This window comes from Devosia sp. A449 (assembly GCF_054489375.1).
Genome location: NZ_JBTMWU010000007.1, coordinates 16,394 through 37,124, shown reverse-complemented (window position 1 = coordinate 37,124; position 20,731 = coordinate 16,394). Strand labels below are relative to the sequence as shown.

Here is a 20,731-nt window from a genome sequence, read left to right as displayed (position 1 = left end):
TCACTCTAAATACGAGAGCAAAATGCATACATCTGACGGCAAACCCATTGTCGCTATTTCTAACGGCGACCCCAGCGGCATCGGGCCGGAAATCGTGCTCAAGGCCTTGGCCAGTGCCGATGTGCGGGCCGCCGGCGCGCCGATCATCATCGGCAGCCCAGAAGTTTTTGAACGCGACCTGCCGCTCGCCGGCAAGGGCCTCGAATTGCGTATCCTCACTTCGCCGTCGGACGCCACGGGTGCGCCGGGCACAGTGGAAATCCTGCCCTTCGACAGGCTGGATTTGAGCCAGTGCCCACGCGGCGAAGTGTCGGTGGAAGCTGGCCGCTATAGCGGCGCCAGTATCGCGCACGCGATCGGCCTGGCGATGCAGGGCGACGTCCACTCCGTCGTGGTCTCGCCGAACAACAAGCGGGCGATGAAGGACGGCGGTCACGAACATACTGGGTTCGAGGAAATTTCGCGGCACTATACCGGCGCTCAGGCCTCCATCCAGATCCTGATGGGCCGCAAATATAATTTGGCGCGTGTTACCAATCACATCCCCCTGCGGGACGTGGCCGACCATTGCACGCGCGCGCGGGTACTCAAGGCCATCCAAGTGCTCAAACAGAGCCTCGCCACGGTTGGGCTGCTGGATCCGGTGATCGGCGTGTCGGGTCTTAATCCGCATAATGGCGAACATGGCCTGATGGGCACCGAAGAGATGACCGATATCGGGCCGGCCTGCGATGACGCACGCGCCGAAGGCATCAAGGTAATCGGGCCAATCTCTGCCGACTCGGTCTTCGTCAATATCGAAAAGCTCGGGCTCGACATCGTGCTGTCGATGTATCACGACCATGGCAATTCGGGCATCAAGATCCTGGAGTTCGGCCACCTGGTCAATTTCATCGGCGGCCTGCCAATTCCGGTGTTCACCGTCTCGCATGGCACCGCGTTCGACATTGCGGGCCAGGGCATCGCCGGCTCTACCAATATGGAGCTCTCCATTATCGCCGCTGCCAAAAGCATGCGTCAGGGCCTCCCCGCATGATCCGCATCGGCCAATCGCTTTATGGCGCCGGGGTGATCCACTCCGCTGCCTACGGCAAGTCGGCGCACGACCCCGTCGAGACCACCAGACGTCTGTTGCTCGACCTCAATCTGGACGTCGTAGAGGGCGCCTGGGTCCGCGAGGGCGAATCCGGCGAGCAGATGCGGGACATGCTGACCTGGTCGGGCTGCGACGTGGTCTATGTGGCCGGCGGCCTGATGCGTGCACAGAACATCGATCCAAGTGCGGCGACAGCGGAAGAACGCGCTGTGTCGCTCGACAAGCTCAAGACCATCGTGAGCAATGCCAGCTGGTTCGGCGCCCGCATGCTGCTGGTCTGCGCCGGGGCCGATGTCGGGCCCGAGCGCCGCACACAAGCCATCGAGCATCTGGCAGGCTGCCTCCGTGAACTCTGCCTGCATGCCGAGCAACTCCGTCCACATGATCCGCTCTGGATCACCTTCGAGCATTTCGATCGTGAACTCGACCAGAAGCGCTTGCTGGGGCCGACCATCGAGACGGTGGCGATGATTGCCGACATTCGGCGCGACCACGGCAATATTGGCATGACGCTGGATATGAGCCATCTGATGCAGTTGGGTGAGGACCTGACCGTGGCCGTCAAGACGGCCGGCGACCTGGCCATCCACGCTCATGTCGCCAATTGCGGTCTCGACCGCTCAGTGCCCAAGGCCTTTGGCGACTCGCATTGCCGCTTCGGCATGGCGGGCGGCCACGCCACCCTCGAGGATGTGGCCACCTTTCTAATTGCCCTGGAAACCACCGGCTATGGCAAGCGCCTGCTGCCCACCCGCGCCCCGATCCTGACGGCAGAGATGAAGCCGGCCGATGGCGAAGCCGGCGATCTGTTGATCGCCAACGGCCTGCGCATGCTGCGCCATGGCGCGGCGCTGGCCGATCTGCGACTGTCCTCCGCTACCGCAAGGACCGCCCATGCCGCCCAAAGCTAATCCCCGCATCAGCCTGATCCACGCCGTCGCGGTGGCCGTTGAGCCGATTACCTCCGCGTTCCAGACGGACTGGCCAGAGGCCGAGTGCCTGCATCTGATCGAGGATCGCCTTGCGCCGGATCGTTCCCGTGATGGCGCGCTGACGACATCTATGTCAGCGCGGATCGGCCTGCTGACCGACTACGCGGTACTGGCGGGAGCGCAGGCGGTACTGTTCACCTGCTCGGCCTTCGGGCCGGCGATCGAAGTGGCGGCGCGGCGGCACGAGGTGCCGGTTTTCAAGCCGAACCAGGCCATGTTCGACCAAGCGCTGCGGGCCGGCAACCGTATCGGCATGCTGGCTACCTTCGCCCCCGCCATTCAGACCATGGAGGCTGAGTTCGCCGAAGCGGCGGCAGCGGCGGGGCGTGATGCCCAGCTGCGCACCATTCTGGTACCCGCTGCCCTCGATGCGCTCAAAGGCGGCGACGCAGACACGCATAATAGGCTCATCGCCGAATTCGCCCCCCAACTTGCCGATTGCGACACCATCATGCTCGCGCATTTCTCGACGTCACGCGCGTTGGCGGCAGTGCAAGCAAAAGTAGAGCGCCCGGTGCTGACCAGCCCCGGTGCTGCTGTAAGAGCCCTGCGCGCTGCGCTCGGCGCATAGGAGAGATCATGCTGCTCGGCGCTATCGCTGATGATTTTACCGGGGCCACCGACCTGGCCAGCACTCTCGCCAATGAAGGCATGCCGGTGGTGCAGGCGATTGGCATACCCGATGCGGCGTTGAGCGCCGAAATTGCCGATACGGCTGCGGTGGTCATCGCCCTAAAATCGCGCACCGCGTCGACCGAGACGGCGATTGCCCAATCCCTGACCGCGCTGGCCTGGCTGCAGTCAGCTGGCGCGCGGCAGATCCTGTTCAAATATTGCTCCACTTTCGATTCGACGCCCAAGGGCAATATCGGGCCAGTGGCCGATGCCCTCGCCGAGGCGATAGGGGTCGAGCTGGCCGTGGTCTGCCCGGCCTTCCCGGCCAACGGCCGCAGCATCTACCAGGGCCATTTGTTTGTCGGCGACCAGTTGTTGCAAGACTCGCCGATGAAGGACCACCCGCTGACGCCAATGCGCCAGTCCAATCTTGTGGCACTGATGGCCGAACAATCCCGTCGCGCGGTGGGCCTGGTGGGCCACGGCACCGTGGCGCAAGGGAGCGAGGCCATTCGGGCAGCATTGGCCGAATTGCAGCGTGCCGGCAGCGGCTATGCCGTTACCGACGCGATTACCGACGACGATTTGCGCCAGCTCGGCATAGCGCTCGCCGACCACCGGCTGATCACCGGCGGATCAGCCATCGCCATGGGTCTGCCCAACAATTTTCGCCAGCAAGGCCTGCTGCCGGCCTCATCAACCGCCGATCAGATAACGGGCGCGGGTCGGGCCGTGGTGTTCGCGGGCAGTTGCTCGGCCGCCACCCGTGCCCAATTGGAACGTGCTCGCCAGCATTGGCCCAGCCTGCAGTTGGACGCCGATGCTATCGCCGCAAACCAGCCGGTGGTTGCCGATGTTCTGGCTTGGGCCGCAGCTCAGCCTGAGGCAATGCCGCTTATCATCTATAGCTCGGCTGATCCCGACGAAGTGCTGGCGACTCAACAGCGCTATGGCCGGGAGCGGGCCGGCACAATGATGGAAAACACCATCGGCCAGATCGCTGTGGGCATGCGCGCCCAGGGGGCGCAGCGTATTCTCGTCGCTGGCGGCGAAACCTCCGGTGCGGTGGTTTCAGCGCTGGGCATCAAGGCCCTGCGCATCGGCCAGCAAATCGCCCCCGGCGTGCCCTGGACCCAAAGCCTGGGCGCGCAGCCAGTTGCACTGGCGCTCAAGAGCGGTAATTTTGGCGGCGCCGAATTCTTTGCCAAGGCACTGGACCTGTTAAGATGAGCGAAACCAAACACCGAGAGCAGATTGCAACGCAGGCGGAGTCGATCTTCGAACGCGGACTGACCTTCGGTTCGACCGGTAATATCAGCCTGCGGCTCGACGATGGCTGGCTGATGACGCCAACCGGATCATCAATGGGCGCCATCGATCCAGCCCGCATTTCGCGCCTCGATGCCCAAGGTATGCACCTGTCGGGCGACGCTCCGACCAAGGAAGCGTTCCTGCATATGGCAATGTACGCGGAACGCCCACGCGCCCGGGCCATCGTCCACCTGCATTCGACGCATTCGGTTGCCGTCAGCTGCCTGTGCGGCCTCGACCACGCCAATGTGCTGCCGCCCATCACCGCCTATCAGGTCATGCGGGTGGGGCGGTTGCCACTGATCCCATATTTCCCGCCCGGCGACCTCAAACTGGCCGACGCGGTGCGCGAGATGGCCGGCCGCCATCACGCCGTACTGCTGGCCAATCACGGACCGGTGGTGGCCGGGGCCTCTTTGGATGATGCGGTCTATGCCACCGAAGAGCTGGAAGAGACCGCGCGTCTGTTCCTCCTACTGCGCGGCCAAAGCTATCGACCGCTCGATGCTGTGCAGGTGGCCGAACTGGAAAGGCGTTTTCCGTCACAAGCTTGAGGGGCGCGACTTAGCGGATGGCGGCATTTTCTGAACTCGGGGTCCGGCTCGGTTCAAGAGAAGAAGCGCTGACGGGCGGGCGGCCGCTTGGCCAATCCGAGGTCATAGGATCCACTGACTCTCCCATGTGGGCGTATTTGTAGTCTTTGGCGGGGACTTCGGTGGTCTTGATGGTGCGGGGGGAAGTCCAGCGCAGCAGGTTGAGTGGCGCGCCGGCTTTGTCGTTGGTGCCGCTGCGGCGTGCGCCGCCGAAGGGTTGCTGTCCGACGACCGCGCCAGTGGGTTTGTCGTTGATGTAGAAATTGCCGGCGCTGTAGCGCAGGGCGGCAGAGGCCTGGGCGATTACCGCCGGGTCTTGCGCAAACACCGCGCCGGTCAGGGCATAGGGGCTGGAAATGTCCACGAGCGTCAGGATGTCGGTCCAGCCGGCGTCGGGGAAAACGTGGACGCTCAGCACCGGCCCGAAGATTTCCTCGGTCATCAGGCGATGGTGTGGATCGGCCACTTCGAGCACGGTGGGCTCGACAAAATAGCCGAGCGCGTCGTCGCAACCCCCACCGACCTGGACGCGGACATCGGGATCGCTGGCGGCCAGTTCAAGGTAGCGCTTGATGCGCTCGAAGGCGCGCTGGTCGATCACCGCGCCCATAAAGGTATCAAACGCGGCGACATCGCCCATCTTGATGGTTTTGACCTGCTCGACCAGACGGTCGCGCAGGTCAGGCCAGAGCGAAGCGGGAATATAGGCCCGCGAGGCGGCGCTGCATTTTTGTCCCTGATACTCAAAGGCCCCGCGCAGCAGCCCCACCACCAAGGCGTCGATATCGGCGGATGGGTGAGCCAGTACGAAATCCTTGCCGCCGGTTTCGCCGACCAGGCGTGGATAGCTGCGATAACGGTCGAGGCGCTGCGCAGTGTGCTGCCAGAGCTGGTCGAATACCGCGGTGGAGCCGGTAAAATGGATGCCGCCCAGATCGGCGTCATCCAGCAGGGTCGCGCTGATCTGGCGGGCGTCGCCGGGGATGAAATTGATGACACCGGGCGGCAACCCCGCCGCTTCCAGCAGTTCGAGAAACAGATAATTGCTCAGCGCGGCGGTGGCCGCCGGCTTCCACACCACCGTATTGCCCATGATGGCCGGCGCAGTGGCCAGATTGCCGCCAATGGCGGTGAAATTGAATGGGGTGACGGCGTAAACGAAGCCTTCCAGCGGGCGATAGTCGAGCTGGTTACGCACACCGGCCACCGACTGAGGCTGCTGGCGGGCGATGTCCATGGCGAAATGGACGTTGAAGCGCAGGAAGTCGATGAGTTCGCACGCGGCGTCGATCTCGGCCTGCTGCACGGTCTTGCTCTGGCCGAGCATGGTGGCGGCATTGATCCGTGCGCGCCATGGGCCGGCCAGTAGGTCCGCGGCTTTGAGGAACACCGCAGCGCGATCCTCAAGCGGCCAACGCGACCAGTCGCGGTGGGCGGCGGCGGCGGCGCGGATGGCATCCTGGGCATCCATGGCATCGCCCTGACTGACCCGTGCCAGCGTGTGGTGACGATTATGGGGCATGACGACATTGGCGGTGGCGCGCGTCGTCCGGCGCGTGCCGCCGATCACCATGGGGATGTCCCTCACCTGCCCCGCCTGTTCGGCGAGGGCGCTGGCAAGTGCGGCTCGCTCAGGGCTGCCGGCGCGGTAGTCCTGCACTGGCTCGTTCACCGGGGATGCATTGGCGATGTCCATGGGCGTATCCTTGTGAGGTTTGGGCCGGCCGTACCTGCGCAACAGGCAAGCGTGGGCGGGCGGTGGCGAAGCGGCGCAACGCTTCGACCATCCGTGGTGTGGGCTTGAGTGTGCTGGGACGGGCGCTCCCACTGGGGCAGCGCCCGTCCGGCGGCGGCCTAGGGCGTGGGGACGGCGCGGATGGCGCCCGAGAGGGCACGGATCTGGGTGCCGATGATGCGCGAGATGCTCATGATAATGGTTTGAGCACCGCCCGCCACCAGCGCCGGGATTTCTTCCGGGGCGAGCGGCGTGCCGCCAAAATACAAACCGTGCTTGCGCGCCAGGCCGTGGATGCGCTCGGTGGCTGCCAGCACGTCGGGATGGTGATGGTCGCCAGCGAGGCCCATCGAGGTCGACAGATCGGTGGGACCGACGCCGATACTGTTGATGCCCGGCGTCGCGGCGATGGCCTCGGCGTTTTCAAGGCCGGTCACCGTCTCGATGATGACGCTGATCAGCACTTCCTGATTGGCGATCGGCAGATAGTCGCGCGCGGACATGCCCAGGCCAAAACCCGAAAAGCGGGTGAGATCGACACCGCGCTTGCCCATTGGCGGATAGAGCGCGGCATCGACAATGGCCTGCGCCTCGGCAGCGGTCTCGACATGGGGCACGGTGATATATTGAAAGCCGATATCGAGCAGCCGGCAGATGGTGCCGCCATCGCTATCCATGGTTCGCACGCCTGGGGTGATGCCGGTGGCTTCGCAGGCCCGAACGATGTTTTCTAGACCTTCCCAATCGAAGGGATGGTGCTCGGTATCGGCAATCACGAAATCGGCGCCAGCCAGGGCACATATTTCCACGAGGCGAGGCGACGACACCGATAGCAGTACGCCGAGCGGGATTTCACCCGCAGCGATCATCTGCTTCTTGCGGTTACGCCGACCGATCGGGGTGGGGCGCGCTGCATCCAATGACATAGTAAGTCCTCTCGTTGATCGACGGAGCCGGCTACTAGCGCAGCGGCACGATGGAATGGCTGCCGGGGCGCCACGAGCAGTAGACCGGCTCGCCGATATGGAAACGGCGCTCCCGCCCGGTGGTGATGGCAGTGATGGTGGGGCCACCGTCGAGGGCGACGGTGACGCTTTGCATGGCCCCCAGATATTCGAGGCCCGTGATACGGGCGGGATAGCTGCGCAGGCCCTCGACGGGACCGGCGCTCAGCTGGCAATCCTCGGGCCGGCTGATGAGATAGGCCTCCTCGCGCAGGCCGGAGTCCCAGCCGGGAGTACAGGTGAATTCAAAGCCATCGGTGTCGACGGTGAGCGCGCCATTTGTCTCCGAAAGCAGGCGCGAGACTGGCCAGACATTGGCCTCTCCCAGAAAGGTGGCGGCCCAGACGCTTTTCGGGTTTTCGTAGACGTCGCGAGGCGAGCCCTGCTGCACGATGTGACCATCGCGGAACAGCACGACGCGGTCTGAGATACTCATCGCCTCTTCCTGGTCGTGGGTGACGTACAGGGCGGGCACGTTGATGTTTTGCTGGATGCGGCGGATTTCGCGCTGCAGGTCCTTGCGCAGCGCCCGGTCAAGTGCGCCGAGCGGTTCGTCAAACAGCAGGATGTCGGGCTCGAACACGATGGCTCGGGCCAGAGCGACGCGCTGGGCCTGCCCACCCGAAATCTGCGACGGGAGCTTGTCGGCATGTTCGAGCAGCCGCACCGTCTTGAGCGCTTCCATGACGCGGGCATCGCGACGATCGGGTCGCTCACCACGGATCTGAAGCGGGAAGGCTACGTTCTTGGCGACGGTCTTGCTGGGAAACAGCGTGTAGCTCTGGAACACCATGCCGATATTGCGGGTGTGGGTGGGGGCAAAGGACACGTCCTTGCCCTGAATGCGCACCTGACCGGCGCTGGGGGCAAAGGCGCCGGCGATCAGATTGAGCAAGGTGGTCTTGCCCGAGCCGCTGGGGCCCAGCAGCGTAACGAATTCGCCTTGCTCGACGGTAAGGGACACATCTTTGACCGCGACATGCTCACCATATTTGATGGTGACGTTATCGAGCTCGATGGCGGGACGGGACAGGGTCATGTGGTTAAGTCCTCACTTGCCGAGGGGCAGCGTACTGGCCATGTCGCGCTGGGTGCGCCGACGCTGGGCGGAAAGAAGGGCGCGCTGGGCTAGTTTGATCAGCGGAATGAGTAGCGTGCAGATGATCGCCACGGTAAACAGAAGCGTGCCAACGGCGGGCAGAATGGGGTCGGCCTGATAGATCATGTAGGAATACATGCGGGCCGGCAGCACCTGGGAATTGCCCACCCCGATAAAGACCGCGAAGGTCACTTCATCGAACGAGGCGGCGAAAGCCAGCACCAGCGCGGACAGCACCGGCACCGCCATTTCGGGTAACAGCACGCGCCCCAGCACTGTAGTAGGCCGTGCGCCGAGCGAGCTGGCGGCAAACCACAGATTGGGATTGAGCTTGCCGAAGCTGTCCATCATCAGCGCGACGGCAAGCGGCAGGGCGGCGGCAGCGTCGGCCAGCGACAGCACCAGGGGATTGCCCAGCCGGTTCAACTGCAAAAGGATAGTGAACAGCCCCGTCGCCACGATGATGCTGGGCACGAACATCGGCAGCATGGCTGTGACCCACATAGCGGTTCCCAGCCGGGAATAGCGGTATTGTGCCAGTCCCAGCAGTACCGCGCAGAGCACGGTGACGATGGCGGCCAGGCCGGCAACCTGCAGCGACAGGAAGAAGGCTTCGCTCCAGCCGCGATGAGCGAACAGCCGCCCGAACCAGTCGAGGGTGAACCCCTTGGGCGGGAAGTTCAGAATGCGGCCTTCCGAGAAGCTGGCCGGGATCACCACCGCCAGCGGAAACAGCAGGAAGAGCAGGAAAATGCCGGCGTAGAGATAGTTGAGAACGGCCTTGATGGCCTGAGTGCCGCGTCTCATGCGTCCTGCTCCTGGGTAGGGCGTCGGGCCATCATCAGGGGCGAGCCGGCGGTGGGGGAGCGACCGATGATGCGCAGCCCGACCAGCAGCACGCCGGTGAGGAAGACGATCATCAGAATCCCGGCGGCCGAAGCGCGGGAGGCGCCGTTTTCAAAGTCGGAGGTGAGCGTGTTGTTCATCAACTGACCGAACATGGTGTCGTCGGGGCCGCCCAAGACCGAGGGGACCACGAAGGAGCCTATGCAGCCGGAAAAGACGATCAGCACGGCCAGCACCAGACTACCTTTGAACTGCGGCCAATAGGCATGCAGGAAGGTCTGGAACGGATTGGCGCCTAGGGTCCGGCTGGCCATGATCAGGCTGCGGTCGATGCCACGCATGCCGGCGTAGAGCACCATGGCGGCATAGGGGATGAACACCTGCACCATGGCCACCAGCACCGCACCGCGTGTGTAGAGCAGATCGAGCGGGCGATCGATGAGGTTGAACTGCAGCAACATGGAATTGATGAAGCCATTGCGCGCCAGCAGGATTTGCCACGCCAGGGTGCGGGTCAGAATGGACAGGGTGAAGGCCAGAGCCATGCCGGCAAAGAACACCCCGCCGAACCAGCCGCCACGGCTGGCGACGAAGTTGCAGGCGGGGATGGCGACGGCGATGGTGATCACCGTCGTCGCCCCCGAAATCCACAGCGTCGTCCACATGGAGCGCGAGAACGGGACGGAAAACAGGTCGGTGTAGTTTTGCAGCGACCAGGCGCCGCTCAGCTGCAGCGACTGGTAAAGGGCCATGCCCAGAGGCAGCATGAAGAATACCCCCACCAATAACGCTGCCGGTGACATCAAGGCGAGTTTGCCGCGCCAGACCATGTTGTTTCCTCTTCTCTCGCGCCCCAGTGTTTGGCTGGCTTAACCCGCGAAACCGCCGGCCGCTTTCCACTCTTCCCACCGCTTCTGCACTTCGGTGTTGTTCTCCACCCACCAGGACTGCGCCTCGACGGTATCGGTGAACAGTTCCAGGGCGCGGTTCACCTCATCGGCGTCCTCAGCGGACAAATGCTCGGTGATTTTGGCGTTGCTGGCGGAATAGCCGAACAGCTCGAAGAACTTGGCCTGACGCGCGGCGTCCTGCTGGAAGTACATCAGAGCTTCGGCGGCGCGAGGGTTGGCCGCATTCTTGATGATGTAGAAATAATAGTTCAGCACGTCGCCGCCGGCTTCCCAGTTGATGGCAACCGGCAGGCCGTCCTGGATGGCCGGAATGGTGCGGGCCGTGTTGGCGTAGGAGGCCGCGAAGTCACCTGCAGCCACGCCTTGCACCGGCTGATCCGACTTAGTGGTCAGAGTGCGGATATAAGGCTTGAGCTGGTCGAGCAGCGCGAAGGCCTCCTCGGCCTTTTCCCAGGTCATGGGATAGATTTCGTCCTGGCTATAGCCCTTGGCCAAGAGGGCCACGGTGATGGCAGTGCGCGGAATATCCTGGATGGCACGCGGCCCTGGGAATGCTTCGGCATCGAAGAACTGCGCCCAGGTCGCCAGACCTTCAGGCAGCTCGTCGGTGTTGGTGATCATCAGCCGCACCACGACATAGGCCCAGACGCCGTAATCATTGATGGCGCCCGGCAGCATCTCGTCCTTGATGCCATCCCAGAAGCCCTCGGGGAGCTTGTGGAAGAGGTTGTGTTCGAGGCCCTGGGCGAATTCTTCCGGCAGATAAGTGTTGCCCATATCGAAGGGAGCCGTGCCTTGCCCGGCAAATTGCTGGAGCTGGGCGAAGGTGCGCGCCGTCATATCGAAGCGCTCGACACGAACGCCGCACTGAGCCTCAAAATCGGTCCAGAAGGCTTCTTCAAGCGCGTCGGTGATCGAGCCGCCAGTGGTGTTGACGATCACGGTTTCCTCAAGCGGCGCCTCGGGTGTGCCGGGATAGCAGCCGGTGCGGCCGGGGGCCGTTTCGGCCTGCACGCCGGCTACGCCGCACGCCGCCAGCAGCGCAGCGCAGGCAACAAAGGTCTTCGCTGAGCGCGGTGCCCGCACCGAGCGTTTTACGGTCTGAAACATATGAAATCCCCTCCTATCAAGACCTCGTCAGGCAAGTGATCCCAGCGGGTTACCGGGGTAATCGAATCAGGAAATTGTTTGCCAATTCCTCGTGACAGCCTGTCGAAGCCGGGTCACCACATCACACGGTCCGAGGGTTGTCTAATACCCGTTCGACAACGGTTGATACCCTTTCTGTCACTGCTGAGCCGTCGTCCCGTTTGGGTATCAAACGTTGCCCAAAGAGGCATTGGACGGGCCAATTTCGCTCTGGTCTCATGCCCACAAATGGGCCGCAAGGCTCGGCATGGAGTGAGACGAATGGATCGATCAAGCGTCGACTGGCACGGCTACTGGAGCGCGGTGGTCACCTGCTTCACCTCCAGCGGGGCGATTGACGAAACGGCGTTTGCCGGGATCATCGACTGGACCGTGCGCACCGGTGCGCACGGCATGCTGATCAATGGTTCGACCGGCGAATACGGCACCCAGACGCTGACCGAACGCATGCAGGTAGCCGAAATCGCCATCGCGGCCAATCAACGTCGCGTGCCGCTGATCGTCAATATTTCCGCCGCTCGTCCGACCGACGCCATTGCCTTGGCCAAACACGCCGCAGCGTCTGGCGCAGACGGCGTTTTGCTGGCCCCGCCTGCGCTGGTTCGACCGACCACGGCGGAACTGATGCATTATTATGCCCGGGTGCTGGGCGCGACCGCCCTGCCCGCCTGCGTTTACAATTTTCCGCAGGAAGCCGGCCATGCGCTGTCGCTCGAGGAGATCGCCATGCTCACCGATATCGACACGGTCGTGGCGATCAAACAGGCATCGTCCGATCTGCGCGACACGCTGGCCGCCATCGAGCTACTGGGCCACCGCATCCGCATTTTCGGCCATCTGCTGTCGCCACTTGGCGTGACGCTGCTGAACGCCGGCCAGGGCGATGGCTATATGGGCAGCGGCATGCTGTTTGGCGCCGCACAGCCGGGGTTTTTCAACCTGGTGGCCGAGGGGCGTCTCGAGGAGGCGCGCCAGACCGCTCATCATATTGAGACCGGACTCAAGGCGCTGCTTGGCCCCCGCCGCGATGGCTATAACTGGGCCAATGGCGGCATGCAGCCCACGATCAAGGCAGCCATGGCCCTGCTGGGCGTGCCCGCCGGCTATCCGCGCGAACCCAAATTGCCACTGGACCCCGCCCAGACCGCCGCACTGGCCGAAACGCTGCGCGCGATTGGGCTTCTGGCCGCTACCACCACCGCATCTGCCCACTAGGAGAAAACGATATGACGACGCCCGAGCTCGCGCTGCAAACGCTGGCGCCTGCCAATGCCATGGTTACCGACAAAAATGGTCAGCCGTCCATTCTGGTCCGCATCCCCCAATTTCGCATCTGCGACGTGATCGAAGGGGGCAGCGAGGCTGTCCACCCCGCCTTTATCGTCAATGGCGAAGTGGTGCCGGAAATCTGGATTTCCAAGTTCCAGAACGTGGTGCGCGATGGGCTGGCCTATTCCCTGCCCGACCAGGCACCAGCTGTCGGGGTCAATTTCGACGACGCCCGCGCGGCATGCGAGGGCAAGGGCGAAGGCTGGCATTTGATGACTGCCGCCGAATGGGCGGCCATCGCGCTGTGGTGCCGTCGCAATGGCAGCATGCCCCGTGGCAATAATGATTTTGGCAAGGATTTCCGCGAGGGTGTGGCGCAGGCCTCTCCGGCAAGCTTCGAGAGCCTCGAGGACCAGAAAGAGGTCGGTTACGGCGAGGGTCGCGTGGCGGCGGTGCGCACCGGCACCGGCCCCGTGAGCTGGAGCCATAATGGGAATGTCGATGGCATCTGGGACCTCAATGGAAATGTCGCCGAGTGGCTCGGTGGCTGCCGGCTGATGGACGGCGAAATCAACATCATCGCCGACAATGACGCTGCCCGTCCGGTGGACCAGAGCGCGAGTTCTGCGCTGTGGCGCGCCATCGACAAGGACGGCGCGCTGATCACGCCGGGCAGCGAGGGGAGTCTCAAGCTCGACTTCATCGATGAGCGGGTGACGCTGACCCAGACCATTGCCGAGCCGACCGAGCAGACCAAGGGCTTTACCTTCGAGACCGCCTGCACCGCAGATGGCCTGAGCGCCCCCGAATTGCTCACCGCCCTGGCGCTCTTCCCCGCCGATGCCGGCGATCACAGCCTCAACTACGCCTATGTCAAAACGCTGGGCGAGCGCATCTGCATGCGCGGCAGCCACTGGAACCGCCAGTCCCGCTGCGGCGTTTTCGCGCTCTACATGGCCCCCACGCGCGACATGAGCGCCTTCATGTGCGGTTTTCGCGCCGCCTATATCCCGCCCGCCGCCAAGTAACCTCCCCCCTCACACGACAAAAGAGACGACAATGAAGATCGACGACTTCAACCTGCTGCTGAAATCGGTGGCGGCGAATAACGAAGCCATGGTGGACGAAACCGGCCAGCTTTCTATCATGGTGCGCATTCCGCTGTTCACCATGGACCAGGTGGTCGAGGGCGCGCCGGTCGAGCCCCACCCGGCCTTTGTGGTCAATGGCAAGACGGTGCCGGAAATCTGGATTTCCAAGTACCAGAACGTGGTGGTGGATGGCGTGGCGCAATCACTGCCCGCCGTCGACCCCACGGGTGGACTGACCTATGACGAGGCACTGGCTGCCTGCGCCGCCAAAGGGCGCGGTTGGCACGTGATGACCAATGCCGAATGGGCGGCGATTGGCCTGTGGTGCCGCAAGAACGGCTTCTTTCCCGAGGGCAATAACTGGCTGGGCAAGGCCGAAACCGATGTGGTGTACGAGGCCATCCCGTCGAGCTATGACGACCAGGGTCGCCGGGCGCATGTGCTGACCGGGACCGGGCCGCTCGGCTGGAGCCACAATAACGAAGTCAGCGGCATCCGCGACCTCAATGGCAATGTGGTGGAGTTCGCCACCGGCTTCCGCACGGTGCGCGGGGAAATCCAGATCATCCCCGACAACAACGCCGCGACGCCTGTCGATATGCGCCCCGACTCGACGGCCTGGCGCGCAGTGCGCTCGGACGGCGCGCTGGTAGACCCCGGCAGTGCCGATACGCTGAAATATGACTATCGCGAGCGGCCCGACCGCGCCGGCGAGCGCTCCAGCCAGGGCTTGCTGGGCGAAGGGCATTTCGTGGTTAGCACGACGATCACCAACCCGGCCGAGGAAACCCGTTTCGGCGCATTCAACGAGATCGTCGCCGAGGGTGATTTCGCCATCCCCGACCTGCTCAAGGTGCTGGCACTGTTTCCCTATGACGACGGCTATCACGGTGGCGACCAAGTGTTCATCAACAACACCGCCGAGGAGAAGATCGTCAATCGCGGCGGCGCGCAGCATTCGCGCATTTCGGGCGGCGTGTTCTTCTTCAGCGGCAACGGCGATCGTGACCGCCGCAGCCCAGCGATCGGCTTCCGCGCCGCCTATATCGCAAATATCTGACCTTAGGAGCGCCGGGTAATCCGGCGCTCCTATTCGCTTTTGGGCTCGGCGCTCCCGAGCTTTTCGGCTTCCAGCGCCGCGGCGGCCTCCCTTGCGGCCTCGACAAAAATGGCGGCCAGTGGGGTCGCGCGATCACGCAGAATGCCGGCAGCCAGTACGGTGGAGGCCGAAGTGTCGCGGATCGGGGCATAGGCAACGCCGGCGCGCGGAATGCGGGCGGCGGAGTTGGAGAGTAACGAAATTCCGACCCCGGCGGCGATCATGCTGATCAGCATGGGAATGCTGGTCGTTTTGTGTGCGTAGCGCGGCATGAAACCAACTGTGGCGCAGGCGTGCATGACGGAGGAGCGTATCCCGGCATCCATGGTGCGCGAAAAGCCGATGAATTCCTCATCCCTGAGTTCGATCAGATCGATTGGCCGCCCGGCAAGCCGGTGTCCAAGGGGCAACACGGCCACCAGCGATTCCTTGCGGATCATGGTGAGGTCAATATCGGCAGATCGAACGGGCGGGCGCAGGAAGGCCACATCCACATCGCCATTGAGCAGGCGTTCCTCGGCCTCAAACGAGCTGTTCACATCGAGATGCACATGCACTTCAGGTGCGCGCAGCCGAAACAGTCCTAACGCGGCGGGCAGCACGTCCGGCTCGCAGGATTCCAGATAGCTGACTGCTAGGGAGCGGTTGCCTGTGGCCACGGCATCGCGAATCCGCGCGCGGATATGCCGGATATCGCGCAATATGCGCGTCGCATCCTCAAGCAGCACGTGACCGGCCGGGGTCAGCTCGACGCGTTTGCCAGAGCGATCCAGCAACGGCGCCCCTACGGTGCGCTCCAACGATTGAATCTGCCGTGTGAGCGGAGGCTGCGTCATATGAAGGTCGGTCGCCGCTTGACGAAAATTCAAGGTTTCGGCGACGGCGACGAAGCACCGCAACTGCGTGAGGGTGAATCGTTCCACCATGGTTTAGTTTTATCCCGAAACCTCTGGCGCTGTTCAGGCTGCACCGTGAGGCGCCTCCAGTCCGCCGACAACATCGTTTATTTACGTGCGAGAACGCTCCCGGCAATAGCCATATCACAACATGAAGGCTTGTGATCCGCTCCTTTGGAATCGCCTTGTCTCTCCCAAATAGGTCCGCTGTTCTGGGGCGATGCCCGCTCCCGGCGCACGACAGGGAGTTCCTCAGCGTCTGATATTGGGGCGCGTTGTAAATTGATCTAGGGCGCTGGTATTTCTGCTAATTGCTGGACTGCCCTCGGTAAAGACGCTTGCTGGTCCTGAAGCAAGCCGGGCCAGCGTTTGTATACGGCCCTGGCGCCGATCATTCGCGCCAGCTCTCCGTCGCGCTCGCGAATTGCATAGAGCATCATCGAATGGTCTTCGACCGCGTTTCTCAGAGCGTCCTCGGCAAATAGGCCCGCCTCCCGAAATTTACGAGACCTCTCAAGGAGTTCGGCGATCATCTGTGTCAGAACCGGGCTGCGACTCATCGCGTGAATCGCGGCGTGAAAGCTGTGATTGGCCTTGATGAAGGCAGCCACATCGCCCGATGAGTTTTCCATCTGGCGATTGATAGCCGCCAGCTCTTCGATTTCAGCTTCGGTCGCATTTTTTGCCGCCAGAGCACAGGCGTAGCCTTCGAGTACTCCACGCAATTGGTAGATTTCGCGCCCCTCGCTGACATCCACCTCTGCAACGAACATGCCTCGATTGCGCTCGTGGGTCACGAAGCCAAGTTTCTGCAAAACGGCCAATGCTTCCCGGACAGGGCCGCGGCTAAATCCGCTCCGTGCTGCAATTGCCTGCTCAGCCAGATGCTCACCAGGCTGCAGTGCGCCCGAGACGATGTCCCGGCGAATGGAGGCGACTAGGGCATCACGGGCTGATTGCATCGGGGACACGTTTTCTGACTTTGCTTTTGATATTTTAGCTTAGGTGCGAATGGCTGCAATTGCCAAGTCGCAATGATGGTTGCCATGGCTGGCCTCGAGTTGAGATTGTATTGCAATTTGTTAGATGTCTCACAACCGGATAAGATCCAAAAAATTGTCAGGCAGTCTCGAAAAAACACTAAATATTTGATTGTGCTGTGAAATTAATAAAATCCGCTGGCTACCCACAAACTGCATTGACCGCTCTGAAAAACTAGCGCTAACTTCAAATCTCAAGATTGTAGTGCAATGTTGGAGGGGCAATTTCGTCATGCAACGCTACCTGCTAAGGCGCGTGCTGCAGATTTTTCCTGTGATCCTGCTTGCCGCGATATTCAACTTCTTGCTGATCAACCTCGCGCCCGGCGACCCGGCGGTCATCTTGGCGGGCGAGTATGCGCCGCCCGAGTATATTGCCGAGTTGCGAGCTTCCTACGGGCTTGACCGACCTCTGCTGGAGCGGCTTTGGCTCTACATGGTCCAACTGCTCCAGGGCGATCTTGGTTATTCCTTCGCCTATCGTCGGCCGGTCCTCGAATTGCTGCTGGAGCGCGCTCAAAATACGCTGATGTTGGTAGCTGGGAGCCAGGGGTTCTCGATTGTTATCGGAACCCTGCTTGGCACGCTGGCTGCGCGTCACTTTAGCAAGTGGCAGGATAACGCCATCACTTACGGAACGCTGGCGCTCTATTGCCTGCCTGTCTTCTGGATAGGGTTGATGCTGATCCTGGCCTTCTCGGTGCGACTTCAGTGGCTACCAACATCCGGAATGTTCAGCTTCATGTCCTTCGACCGACCGCGCTGGCTGGACATCCTTTATCATATGATTTTGCCGGTCAGCTGCCTCTTCCTCTACACCTTGCCGACCTATACCCGGCTGACCCGGGCCAGTGTCCTTGAAGTGGCACAAGAGGACTATATCAACACCGCGCGCGCGATCGGGTATTCCGAACGTGCAGTTTTCATGCGGCATCATTGCGCAATGCCCTCCTGCCCACGGTTACCGTCGCTGGCCTGTCCTTGAGCTCATTGCTGAGCGGCGCTCTACTGGTTGAGACCGTATTTGCATGGCCTGGGCTTGGACGGCTGATGTTCGAGGCCGTTGGGTCGCGCGATTTCCCGGTACTGATGGGAGGTTTCCTCTTCGCCACCATCATCGTCATGATCGGCAATTTTGTTGTCGACCTGCTCTACACCTATCTCGACCCGCGGGTGTCCTACTCATGATGTTCTCGCGAAACCTGCCAATGGTTTTTGGCCTCACGGCACTGATCGTGATGGGCGGTGCTGCCATTGCAGCCCCGATAATTTATCCCGGTAACCCGCTGTTTTCAGTCGGTGGCCCGATCCAGCCTCCTGGGGGCGAATACATTCTCGGAACGGACCACACCGGTCGCGACATTGCCGCTATGATGGTCTGGGGCACGCGGGTTTCCTTGCTGTTCGCTTTCGGAGCCGCCGGCATCTCGCTTTTGTTCGGCGTCGTTTTCGGTGCCGTATCCGGCTATTTCGGTGGTGTCGTCGATGACGTGATGTCGCGTTTCTTTGAAATGTTCGACGTCATCCCGCGCATGTTTCTCATCATCCTGATCGTGGCCATCTTCGGCTCGCACCTGTGGCTCACAGTCATGATCGTGGGCCTGACCATGTGGCCCTCCAACGCCCGATTGATGCGCGCACAGGTTCTGACCCTGAAGAAACGCGGCTACGCGCAGGCGGCTCTGGTCTCTGGGGGCAGCCATATGAGCATCCTTTTTGGACACATCGTACCTAACGGAATTGGGCCGGTGACGGCGAACTCCACGCTTCAGATGGCTTATGCCGTGCTGACCGAGGCGGGTTTGTCCTTTCTAGGGCTCAGCGACCCCAACGTCGCCTCCTGGGGACAAATTCTCTACTGGGGCCAGGGGTTTATCTCGTCTGCGCCCTGGATGGTCATCTTTCCTGGCCTCGCCATCGCCGCGCTGCTGCTGTCGTTTCACCTGATTGGTAGTCACCTTCAACAACAGCTCAATCCCCGCTTGCAGAAGGCGCTCGTGTGATGACACTGCTCGAAGTCACCGACCTGAAAGTCGAATTTGCCACCCGCCGCGGCTCACTCCGCGCTGTCGATGGCGTCTCATTCAAGCTGAAAGCGGGGCAGAGTCTCGGCCTGGTTGGGGAGTCTGGTTGCGGCAAGAGCACAACTGCATATGCCCTCATGCACCTCCTGCCAGACAATGGTCGGGTCAGCGGCGGCAGTGTCGTGGTCAATGGCAAGGACCTGATCAGCTGCACGGAAGCTGAACTGCGCGCCAGCCGCTGGCAGGACATTGCCATCGTTTTTCAAAATGCGATGACTGCGATGAATCCGGTCGTCCGCATCGGCGATCAGCTCGCCGATGCTCTGATGGAGCATCAGGCTGTATCGCGCAGCGAGGCGCGCCAGCGGGCAGGCAGGATATTCCAAAGCGTCGGCCTGTCGCCCTCTCGCCTCATGCATTACCCACACGAGTTCTCGGGCGGCATGAAGCAGCGCGCCGTCATGGCGTTGGCGCTGGTCTGTTCCCCGCAGATCCTGTTGGCGGATGAACCAACCACCGCCCTTGATGTGGTGGCGCAGAGACAGGTGCTCGAATTACTGGTCTCGCTCAAGACCGAACTTGGTCTGAGTCTGATCCTGATCTCGCACGACATCTCCGCAGTTGCTGAAACCTGCGAGCGCGTCGCCGTGATGTATGCTGGACAGATCGTGGAGGAAGGGCCAACCCGCGATACCCTGATCAACGCCCGGCATCCCTACACCCGCGCCCTGGTTGCCTCGATGCCGTCGCTATACGCCGACAGCGAGACGCTGAGTTCGATTGAGGGTGGGCCACCTGACCTTACAGCGCCGCCACTGGGTTGCCGGTTTGCACCCCGCTGCCCCTATGCCCAACCCATTTGTACGCTTGAAGCGCCACTCGAAATGCAGGTAACACCCGACCGCCGCTCGCGCTGCCACTTTGCCTTGACCTTCGATCAGTTTGCCCCACGGGAGGTCGCCAGCCATGTCGCGTCTTGAGATTGATCATCTGGTCAAGCGCTACGCCCTTAAGGTTGGGCTGGCGCAGCAGATTGCCGGTCGGCAGCCGTCCGTCCATGCCGTAAGTGACGTCAGTTTCGACATCGCACCGGGCGAGGTCGTCGGATTGGTGGGTGAGTCAGGCTGCGGCAAGACTACGCTGGGCAAGGTTCTGGTTCGCCTGGAAGAGCCTAGTGGTGGCCAAGTGCGGCTCGATGGACAGGACGTCACGCGATTGTCCGGCGCCTCGCTCCGTGGCTTCCGCAAATCCATCCAGATGGTGTTTCAGGATCCCTACGATACCTTGAATCCTCGTCGCCCGATCATCGACGCGGTCGAGCAGCCGTTGCGCTATCTGGGGCTCGAAAAATCGGCCACCGCCAGGCGGGCGTTGGCTATGGCCGCCCTGGAACAGGTCGAGCTGGGGGCTAGTGGAGACTATGCCGACCGGTATCCACATCAGCTCTCAGGGGGCCAGCGCCAGCGTGTCGCCATCGCCAGGGCCCTGGTCGTGCAGCCCAAGGTGATCATTGCCGACGAGCCCGTCTCGATGCTCGACGTGTCGGTGCGGGCCAGTATTCTCAAGCTGTTGGGTCGGCTCAATCGCGATCGTGGCATCAGCATGCTGCTGATTACCCATGACCTCGCCACCGCGAAGTTCCTCTGTGACCGCGTTCTGGTGATGTATCTCGGCAAAATCGTTGAAGAATTGCCCGTGGCCGCGCTGCCCGGCGAGGCGCGCCATCCCTATTCGAAATTGCTGATTGCCTCGGTGCCCGACCTGCATCGCGCCCGCAATGCTGATGCCCCTCGCCTCGAAGGCGAAGTTCCCAGCGCGGTTGCGCCGCCCTCGGGCTGCCGCTTTAGAACCCGCTGCCCGGTAGCCATCCCGCGCTGCGCCGCAGAGGAGCCACTCCTGCGCGAGTTAGGCCCCAAATCTCATCGTGCCGCCTGCCACCTCATTTGAAACCGGAGCTTTCT

21 protein-coding genes are annotated in these 20,731 nt (G+C 62.3%); 13 read left to right on the top strand and 8 right to left on the bottom strand.

The features are described from left to right. Window positions 1-22 precede the first annotated feature (22 nt). Genes ACX3OW_RS17385 through otnC form a run of 5 tightly spaced genes read left to right on the top strand, consistent with a single transcriptional unit; the run spans window position 23 to window position 4,568 of the window. Window positions 23-1,036, top strand: coding sequence for a PdxA family dehydrogenase (locus tag ACX3OW_RS17385; RefSeq protein ID WP_459097065.1), 1,014 nt, complete (start codon window positions 23-25; stop codon window positions 1,034-1,036). Then, window positions 1,033-2,007 (top strand): sugar phosphate isomerase/epimerase family protein, encoded by a 975-nt coding sequence (locus ACX3OW_RS17380; protein ID WP_459097064.1) that lies wholly within the window; start codon window positions 1,033-1,035, stop codon window positions 2,005-2,007. The genes ACX3OW_RS17385 and ACX3OW_RS17380 overlap by 4 nt, the downstream gene beginning before the upstream one ends. Beyond that, a complete protein-coding gene (locus ACX3OW_RS17375; RefSeq protein WP_459097063.1) occupies window positions 1,991-2,659 on the top strand; it encodes an aspartate/glutamate racemase family protein in 669 nt (222 codons plus the stop codon). Before ACX3OW_RS17380 ends, ACX3OW_RS17375 begins: the two co-directional genes overlap by 17 nt. 8 nt (window positions 2,660-2,667) lie before the next feature. Next, window positions 2,668-3,933, top strand: coding sequence for a 3-oxo-tetronate kinase (gene otnK, locus ACX3OW_RS17370; RefSeq protein ID WP_459097062.1), 1,266 nt, complete (start codon window positions 2,668-2,670; stop codon window positions 3,931-3,933). Beyond that, window positions 3,930-4,568, top strand: a complete 639-nt coding sequence (gene otnC, locus ACX3OW_RS17365; protein WP_459097061.1) for a 3-oxo-tetronate 4-phosphate decarboxylase — start codon at window positions 3,930-3,932, stop codon at window positions 4,566-4,568. The genes otnK and otnC overlap by 4 nt, the downstream gene beginning before the upstream one ends. Window positions 4,569-4,578: 10 nt before the next feature. Here the strand turns inward: otnC and pruA are convergent, their stop codons facing one another. The 6 genes from pruA to ACX3OW_RS17335 form a co-directional block, all read right to left on the bottom strand. After that, the gene (pruA, locus tag ACX3OW_RS17360; RefSeq protein ID WP_459097060.1) at window positions 4,579-6,303 is read right to left on the bottom strand and encodes an L-glutamate gamma-semialdehyde dehydrogenase; all 1,725 of its coding nucleotides are present in this window, start codon (window positions 6,301-6,303) and stop codon (window positions 4,579-4,581) included. Window positions 6,304-6,461: 158 nt separating this feature from the next. Beyond that, window positions 6,462-7,268 carry an HpcH/HpaI aldolase family protein gene (locus ACX3OW_RS17355; protein ID WP_459097059.1) on the bottom strand — a complete coding sequence of 269 codons (807 nt, stop codon included), beginning with the start codon at window positions 7,266-7,268 and terminating at the stop codon, window positions 6,462-6,464. 34 nt (window positions 7,269-7,302) lie between these two features. Next, the gene (locus ACX3OW_RS17350) at window positions 7,303-8,385 is read right to left on the bottom strand and encodes an ABC transporter ATP-binding protein (protein ID WP_459097058.1); all 1,083 of its coding nucleotides are present in this window, start codon (window positions 8,383-8,385) and stop codon (window positions 7,303-7,305) included. 12 nt (window positions 8,386-8,397) lie between these two features. After that, window positions 8,398-9,252 (bottom strand): ABC transporter permease, encoded by an 855-nt coding sequence (locus ACX3OW_RS17345; protein WP_459097057.1) that lies wholly within the window; start codon window positions 9,250-9,252, stop codon window positions 8,398-8,400. Further along, the gene (locus ACX3OW_RS17340; protein WP_459097056.1) at window positions 9,249-10,121 is read right to left on the bottom strand and encodes an ABC transporter permease; all 873 of its coding nucleotides are present in this window, start codon (window positions 10,119-10,121) and stop codon (window positions 9,249-9,251) included. Before ACX3OW_RS17340 ends, ACX3OW_RS17345 begins: the two co-directional genes overlap by 4 nt. 39 nt (window positions 10,122-10,160) lie before the next feature. Then, entirely contained in the window at window positions 10,161-11,312 is a 1,152-nt protein-coding gene (locus ACX3OW_RS17335; RefSeq protein WP_459097055.1) for an ABC transporter substrate-binding protein, read from the bottom strand. 300 nt (window positions 11,313-11,612) lie between these two features. On the opposite strand from ACX3OW_RS17335, the gene ACX3OW_RS17330 reads away from it, so the two are divergent. The 3 genes from ACX3OW_RS17330 to ACX3OW_RS17320 are packed head-to-tail and all read left to right on the top strand — an operon-like array spanning window position 11,613 to window position 14,771. Continuing rightward, the gene (locus ACX3OW_RS17330; RefSeq protein ID WP_459097054.1) at window positions 11,613-12,566 is read left to right on the top strand and encodes a dihydrodipicolinate synthase family protein; all 954 of its coding nucleotides are present in this window, start codon (window positions 11,613-11,615) and stop codon (window positions 12,564-12,566) included. 11 nt (window positions 12,567-12,577) lie between these two features. Beyond that, complete coding sequence (locus tag ACX3OW_RS17325; protein ID WP_459097053.1) at window positions 12,578-13,648, top strand: SUMF1/EgtB/PvdO family nonheme iron enzyme; 1,071 nt, start codon at window positions 12,578-12,580, stop codon at window positions 13,646-13,648. A gap of 31 nt (window positions 13,649-13,679) precedes the next feature. Next, a complete protein-coding gene (locus ACX3OW_RS17320) occupies window positions 13,680-14,771 on the top strand; it encodes a hypothetical protein (RefSeq protein ID WP_459097052.1) in 1,092 nt (363 codons plus the stop codon). Window positions 14,772-14,800: 29 nt separating this feature from the next. On the opposite strand, the gene ACX3OW_RS17315 is transcribed toward ACX3OW_RS17320, so the two are convergent. Continuing rightward, window positions 14,801-15,736 carry a LysR family transcriptional regulator gene (locus tag ACX3OW_RS17315; RefSeq protein ID WP_459097051.1) on the bottom strand — a complete coding sequence of 312 codons (936 nt, stop codon included), beginning with the start codon at window positions 15,734-15,736 and terminating at the stop codon, window positions 14,801-14,803. Window positions 15,737-15,993: 257 nt separating this feature from the next. Beyond that, on the bottom strand, window positions 15,994-16,668 hold the full coding sequence (locus ACX3OW_RS17310) for a GntR family transcriptional regulator (RefSeq protein WP_459097050.1): 675 nt from the start codon (window positions 16,666-16,668) through the stop codon (window positions 15,994-15,996). Between the two features lie 310 nt (window positions 16,669-16,978). On the opposite strand from ACX3OW_RS17310, the gene ACX3OW_RS17305 reads away from it, so the two are divergent. The 5 genes from ACX3OW_RS17305 to ACX3OW_RS17285 are packed head-to-tail and all read left to right on the top strand — an operon-like array spanning window position 16,979 to window position 20,717. Beyond that, entirely contained in the window at window positions 16,979-17,731 is a 753-nt protein-coding gene (locus ACX3OW_RS17305) for an ABC transporter permease (protein WP_459097049.1), read from the top strand. Beyond that, a complete protein-coding gene (locus tag ACX3OW_RS17300) occupies window positions 17,683-17,934 on the top strand; it encodes an ABC transporter permease subunit (protein ID WP_459097048.1) in 252 nt (83 codons plus the stop codon). Before ACX3OW_RS17305 ends, ACX3OW_RS17300 begins: the two co-directional genes overlap by 49 nt. After that, on the top strand, window positions 17,931-18,749 hold the full coding sequence (locus ACX3OW_RS17295; protein ID WP_459097047.1) for an ABC transporter permease: 819 nt from the start codon (window positions 17,931-17,933) through the stop codon (window positions 18,747-18,749). The genes ACX3OW_RS17300 and ACX3OW_RS17295 overlap by 4 nt, the downstream gene beginning before the upstream one ends. After that, window positions 18,749-19,750, top strand: a complete 1,002-nt coding sequence (locus ACX3OW_RS17290) for an ABC transporter ATP-binding protein (protein WP_459097046.1) — start codon at window positions 18,749-18,751, stop codon at window positions 19,748-19,750. Before ACX3OW_RS17295 ends, ACX3OW_RS17290 begins: the two co-directional genes overlap by 1 nt. Then, window positions 19,737-20,717 (top strand): ABC transporter ATP-binding protein, encoded by a 981-nt coding sequence (locus ACX3OW_RS17285; protein ID WP_459097045.1) that lies wholly within the window; start codon window positions 19,737-19,739, stop codon window positions 20,715-20,717. The genes ACX3OW_RS17290 and ACX3OW_RS17285 overlap by 14 nt, the downstream gene beginning before the upstream one ends. The last annotated feature ends 14 nt before the right edge of the window (window positions 20,718-20,731 follow it).

What these genes read in the sequence shown, in the direction of transcription:
- ACX3OW_RS17385 (WP_459097065.1), top strand. Translation starts at nt 23, where the DNA reads ATGCATACATCTGACGGCAAACCCATTGTCGCTATTTCTAACGGCGAC.
- ACX3OW_RS17380 (WP_459097064.1), top strand. Translation starts at nt 1,033, where the DNA reads ATGATCCGCATCGGCCAATCGCTTTATGGCGCCGGGGTGATCCACTCC.
- ACX3OW_RS17375 (WP_459097063.1), top strand. Translation starts at nt 1,991, where the DNA reads ATGCCGCCCAAAGCTAATCCCCGCATCAGCCTGATCCACGCCGTCGCG.
- otnK (WP_459097062.1), top strand. Translation starts at nt 2,668, where the DNA reads ATGCTGCTCGGCGCTATCGCTGATGATTTTACCGGGGCCACCGACCTG.
- otnC (WP_459097061.1), top strand. Translation starts at nt 3,930, where the DNA reads ATGAGCGAAACCAAACACCGAGAGCAGATTGCAACGCAGGCGGAGTCG.
- pruA (WP_459097060.1), bottom strand. Translation starts at nt 6,303, where the DNA reads ATGGACATCGCCAATGCATCCCCGGTGAACGAGCCAGTGCAGGACTAC.
- ACX3OW_RS17355 (WP_459097059.1), bottom strand. Translation starts at nt 7,268, where the DNA reads ATGTCATTGGATGCAGCGCGCCCCACCCCGATCGGTCGGCGTAACCGC.
- ACX3OW_RS17350 (WP_459097058.1), bottom strand. Translation starts at nt 8,385, where the DNA reads ATGACCCTGTCCCGTCCCGCCATCGAGCTCGATAACGTCACCATCAAA.
- ACX3OW_RS17345 (WP_459097057.1), bottom strand. Translation starts at nt 9,252, where the DNA reads ATGAGACGCGGCACTCAGGCCATCAAGGCCGTTCTCAACTATCTCTAC.
- ACX3OW_RS17340 (WP_459097056.1), bottom strand. Translation starts at nt 10,121, where the DNA reads ATGGTCTGGCGCGGCAAACTCGCCTTGATGTCACCGGCAGCGTTATTG.
- ACX3OW_RS17335 (WP_459097055.1), bottom strand. Translation starts at nt 11,312, where the DNA reads ATGTTTCAGACCGTAAAACGCTCGGTGCGGGCACCGCGCTCAGCGAAG.
- ACX3OW_RS17330 (WP_459097054.1), top strand. Translation starts at nt 11,613, where the DNA reads ATGGATCGATCAAGCGTCGACTGGCACGGCTACTGGAGCGCGGTGGTC.
- ACX3OW_RS17325 (WP_459097053.1), top strand. Translation starts at nt 12,578, where the DNA reads ATGACGACGCCCGAGCTCGCGCTGCAAACGCTGGCGCCTGCCAATGCC.
- ACX3OW_RS17320 (WP_459097052.1), top strand. Translation starts at nt 13,680, where the DNA reads ATGAAGATCGACGACTTCAACCTGCTGCTGAAATCGGTGGCGGCGAAT.
- ACX3OW_RS17315 (WP_459097051.1), bottom strand. Translation starts at nt 15,736, where the DNA reads ATGGTGGAACGATTCACCCTCACGCAGTTGCGGTGCTTCGTCGCCGTC.
- ACX3OW_RS17310 (WP_459097050.1), bottom strand. Translation starts at nt 16,668, where the DNA reads ATGCAATCAGCCCGTGATGCCCTAGTCGCCTCCATTCGCCGGGACATC.
- ACX3OW_RS17305 (WP_459097049.1), top strand. Translation starts at nt 16,979, where the DNA reads ATGCAACGCTACCTGCTAAGGCGCGTGCTGCAGATTTTTCCTGTGATC.
- ACX3OW_RS17295 (WP_459097047.1), top strand. Translation starts at nt 17,931, where the DNA reads ATGATGTTCTCGCGAAACCTGCCAATGGTTTTTGGCCTCACGGCACTG.
- ACX3OW_RS17290 (WP_459097046.1), top strand. Translation starts at nt 18,749, where the DNA reads ATGACACTGCTCGAAGTCACCGACCTGAAAGTCGAATTTGCCACCCGC.
- ACX3OW_RS17285 (WP_459097045.1), top strand. Translation starts at nt 19,737, where the DNA reads ATGTCGCGTCTTGAGATTGATCATCTGGTCAAGCGCTACGCCCTTAAG.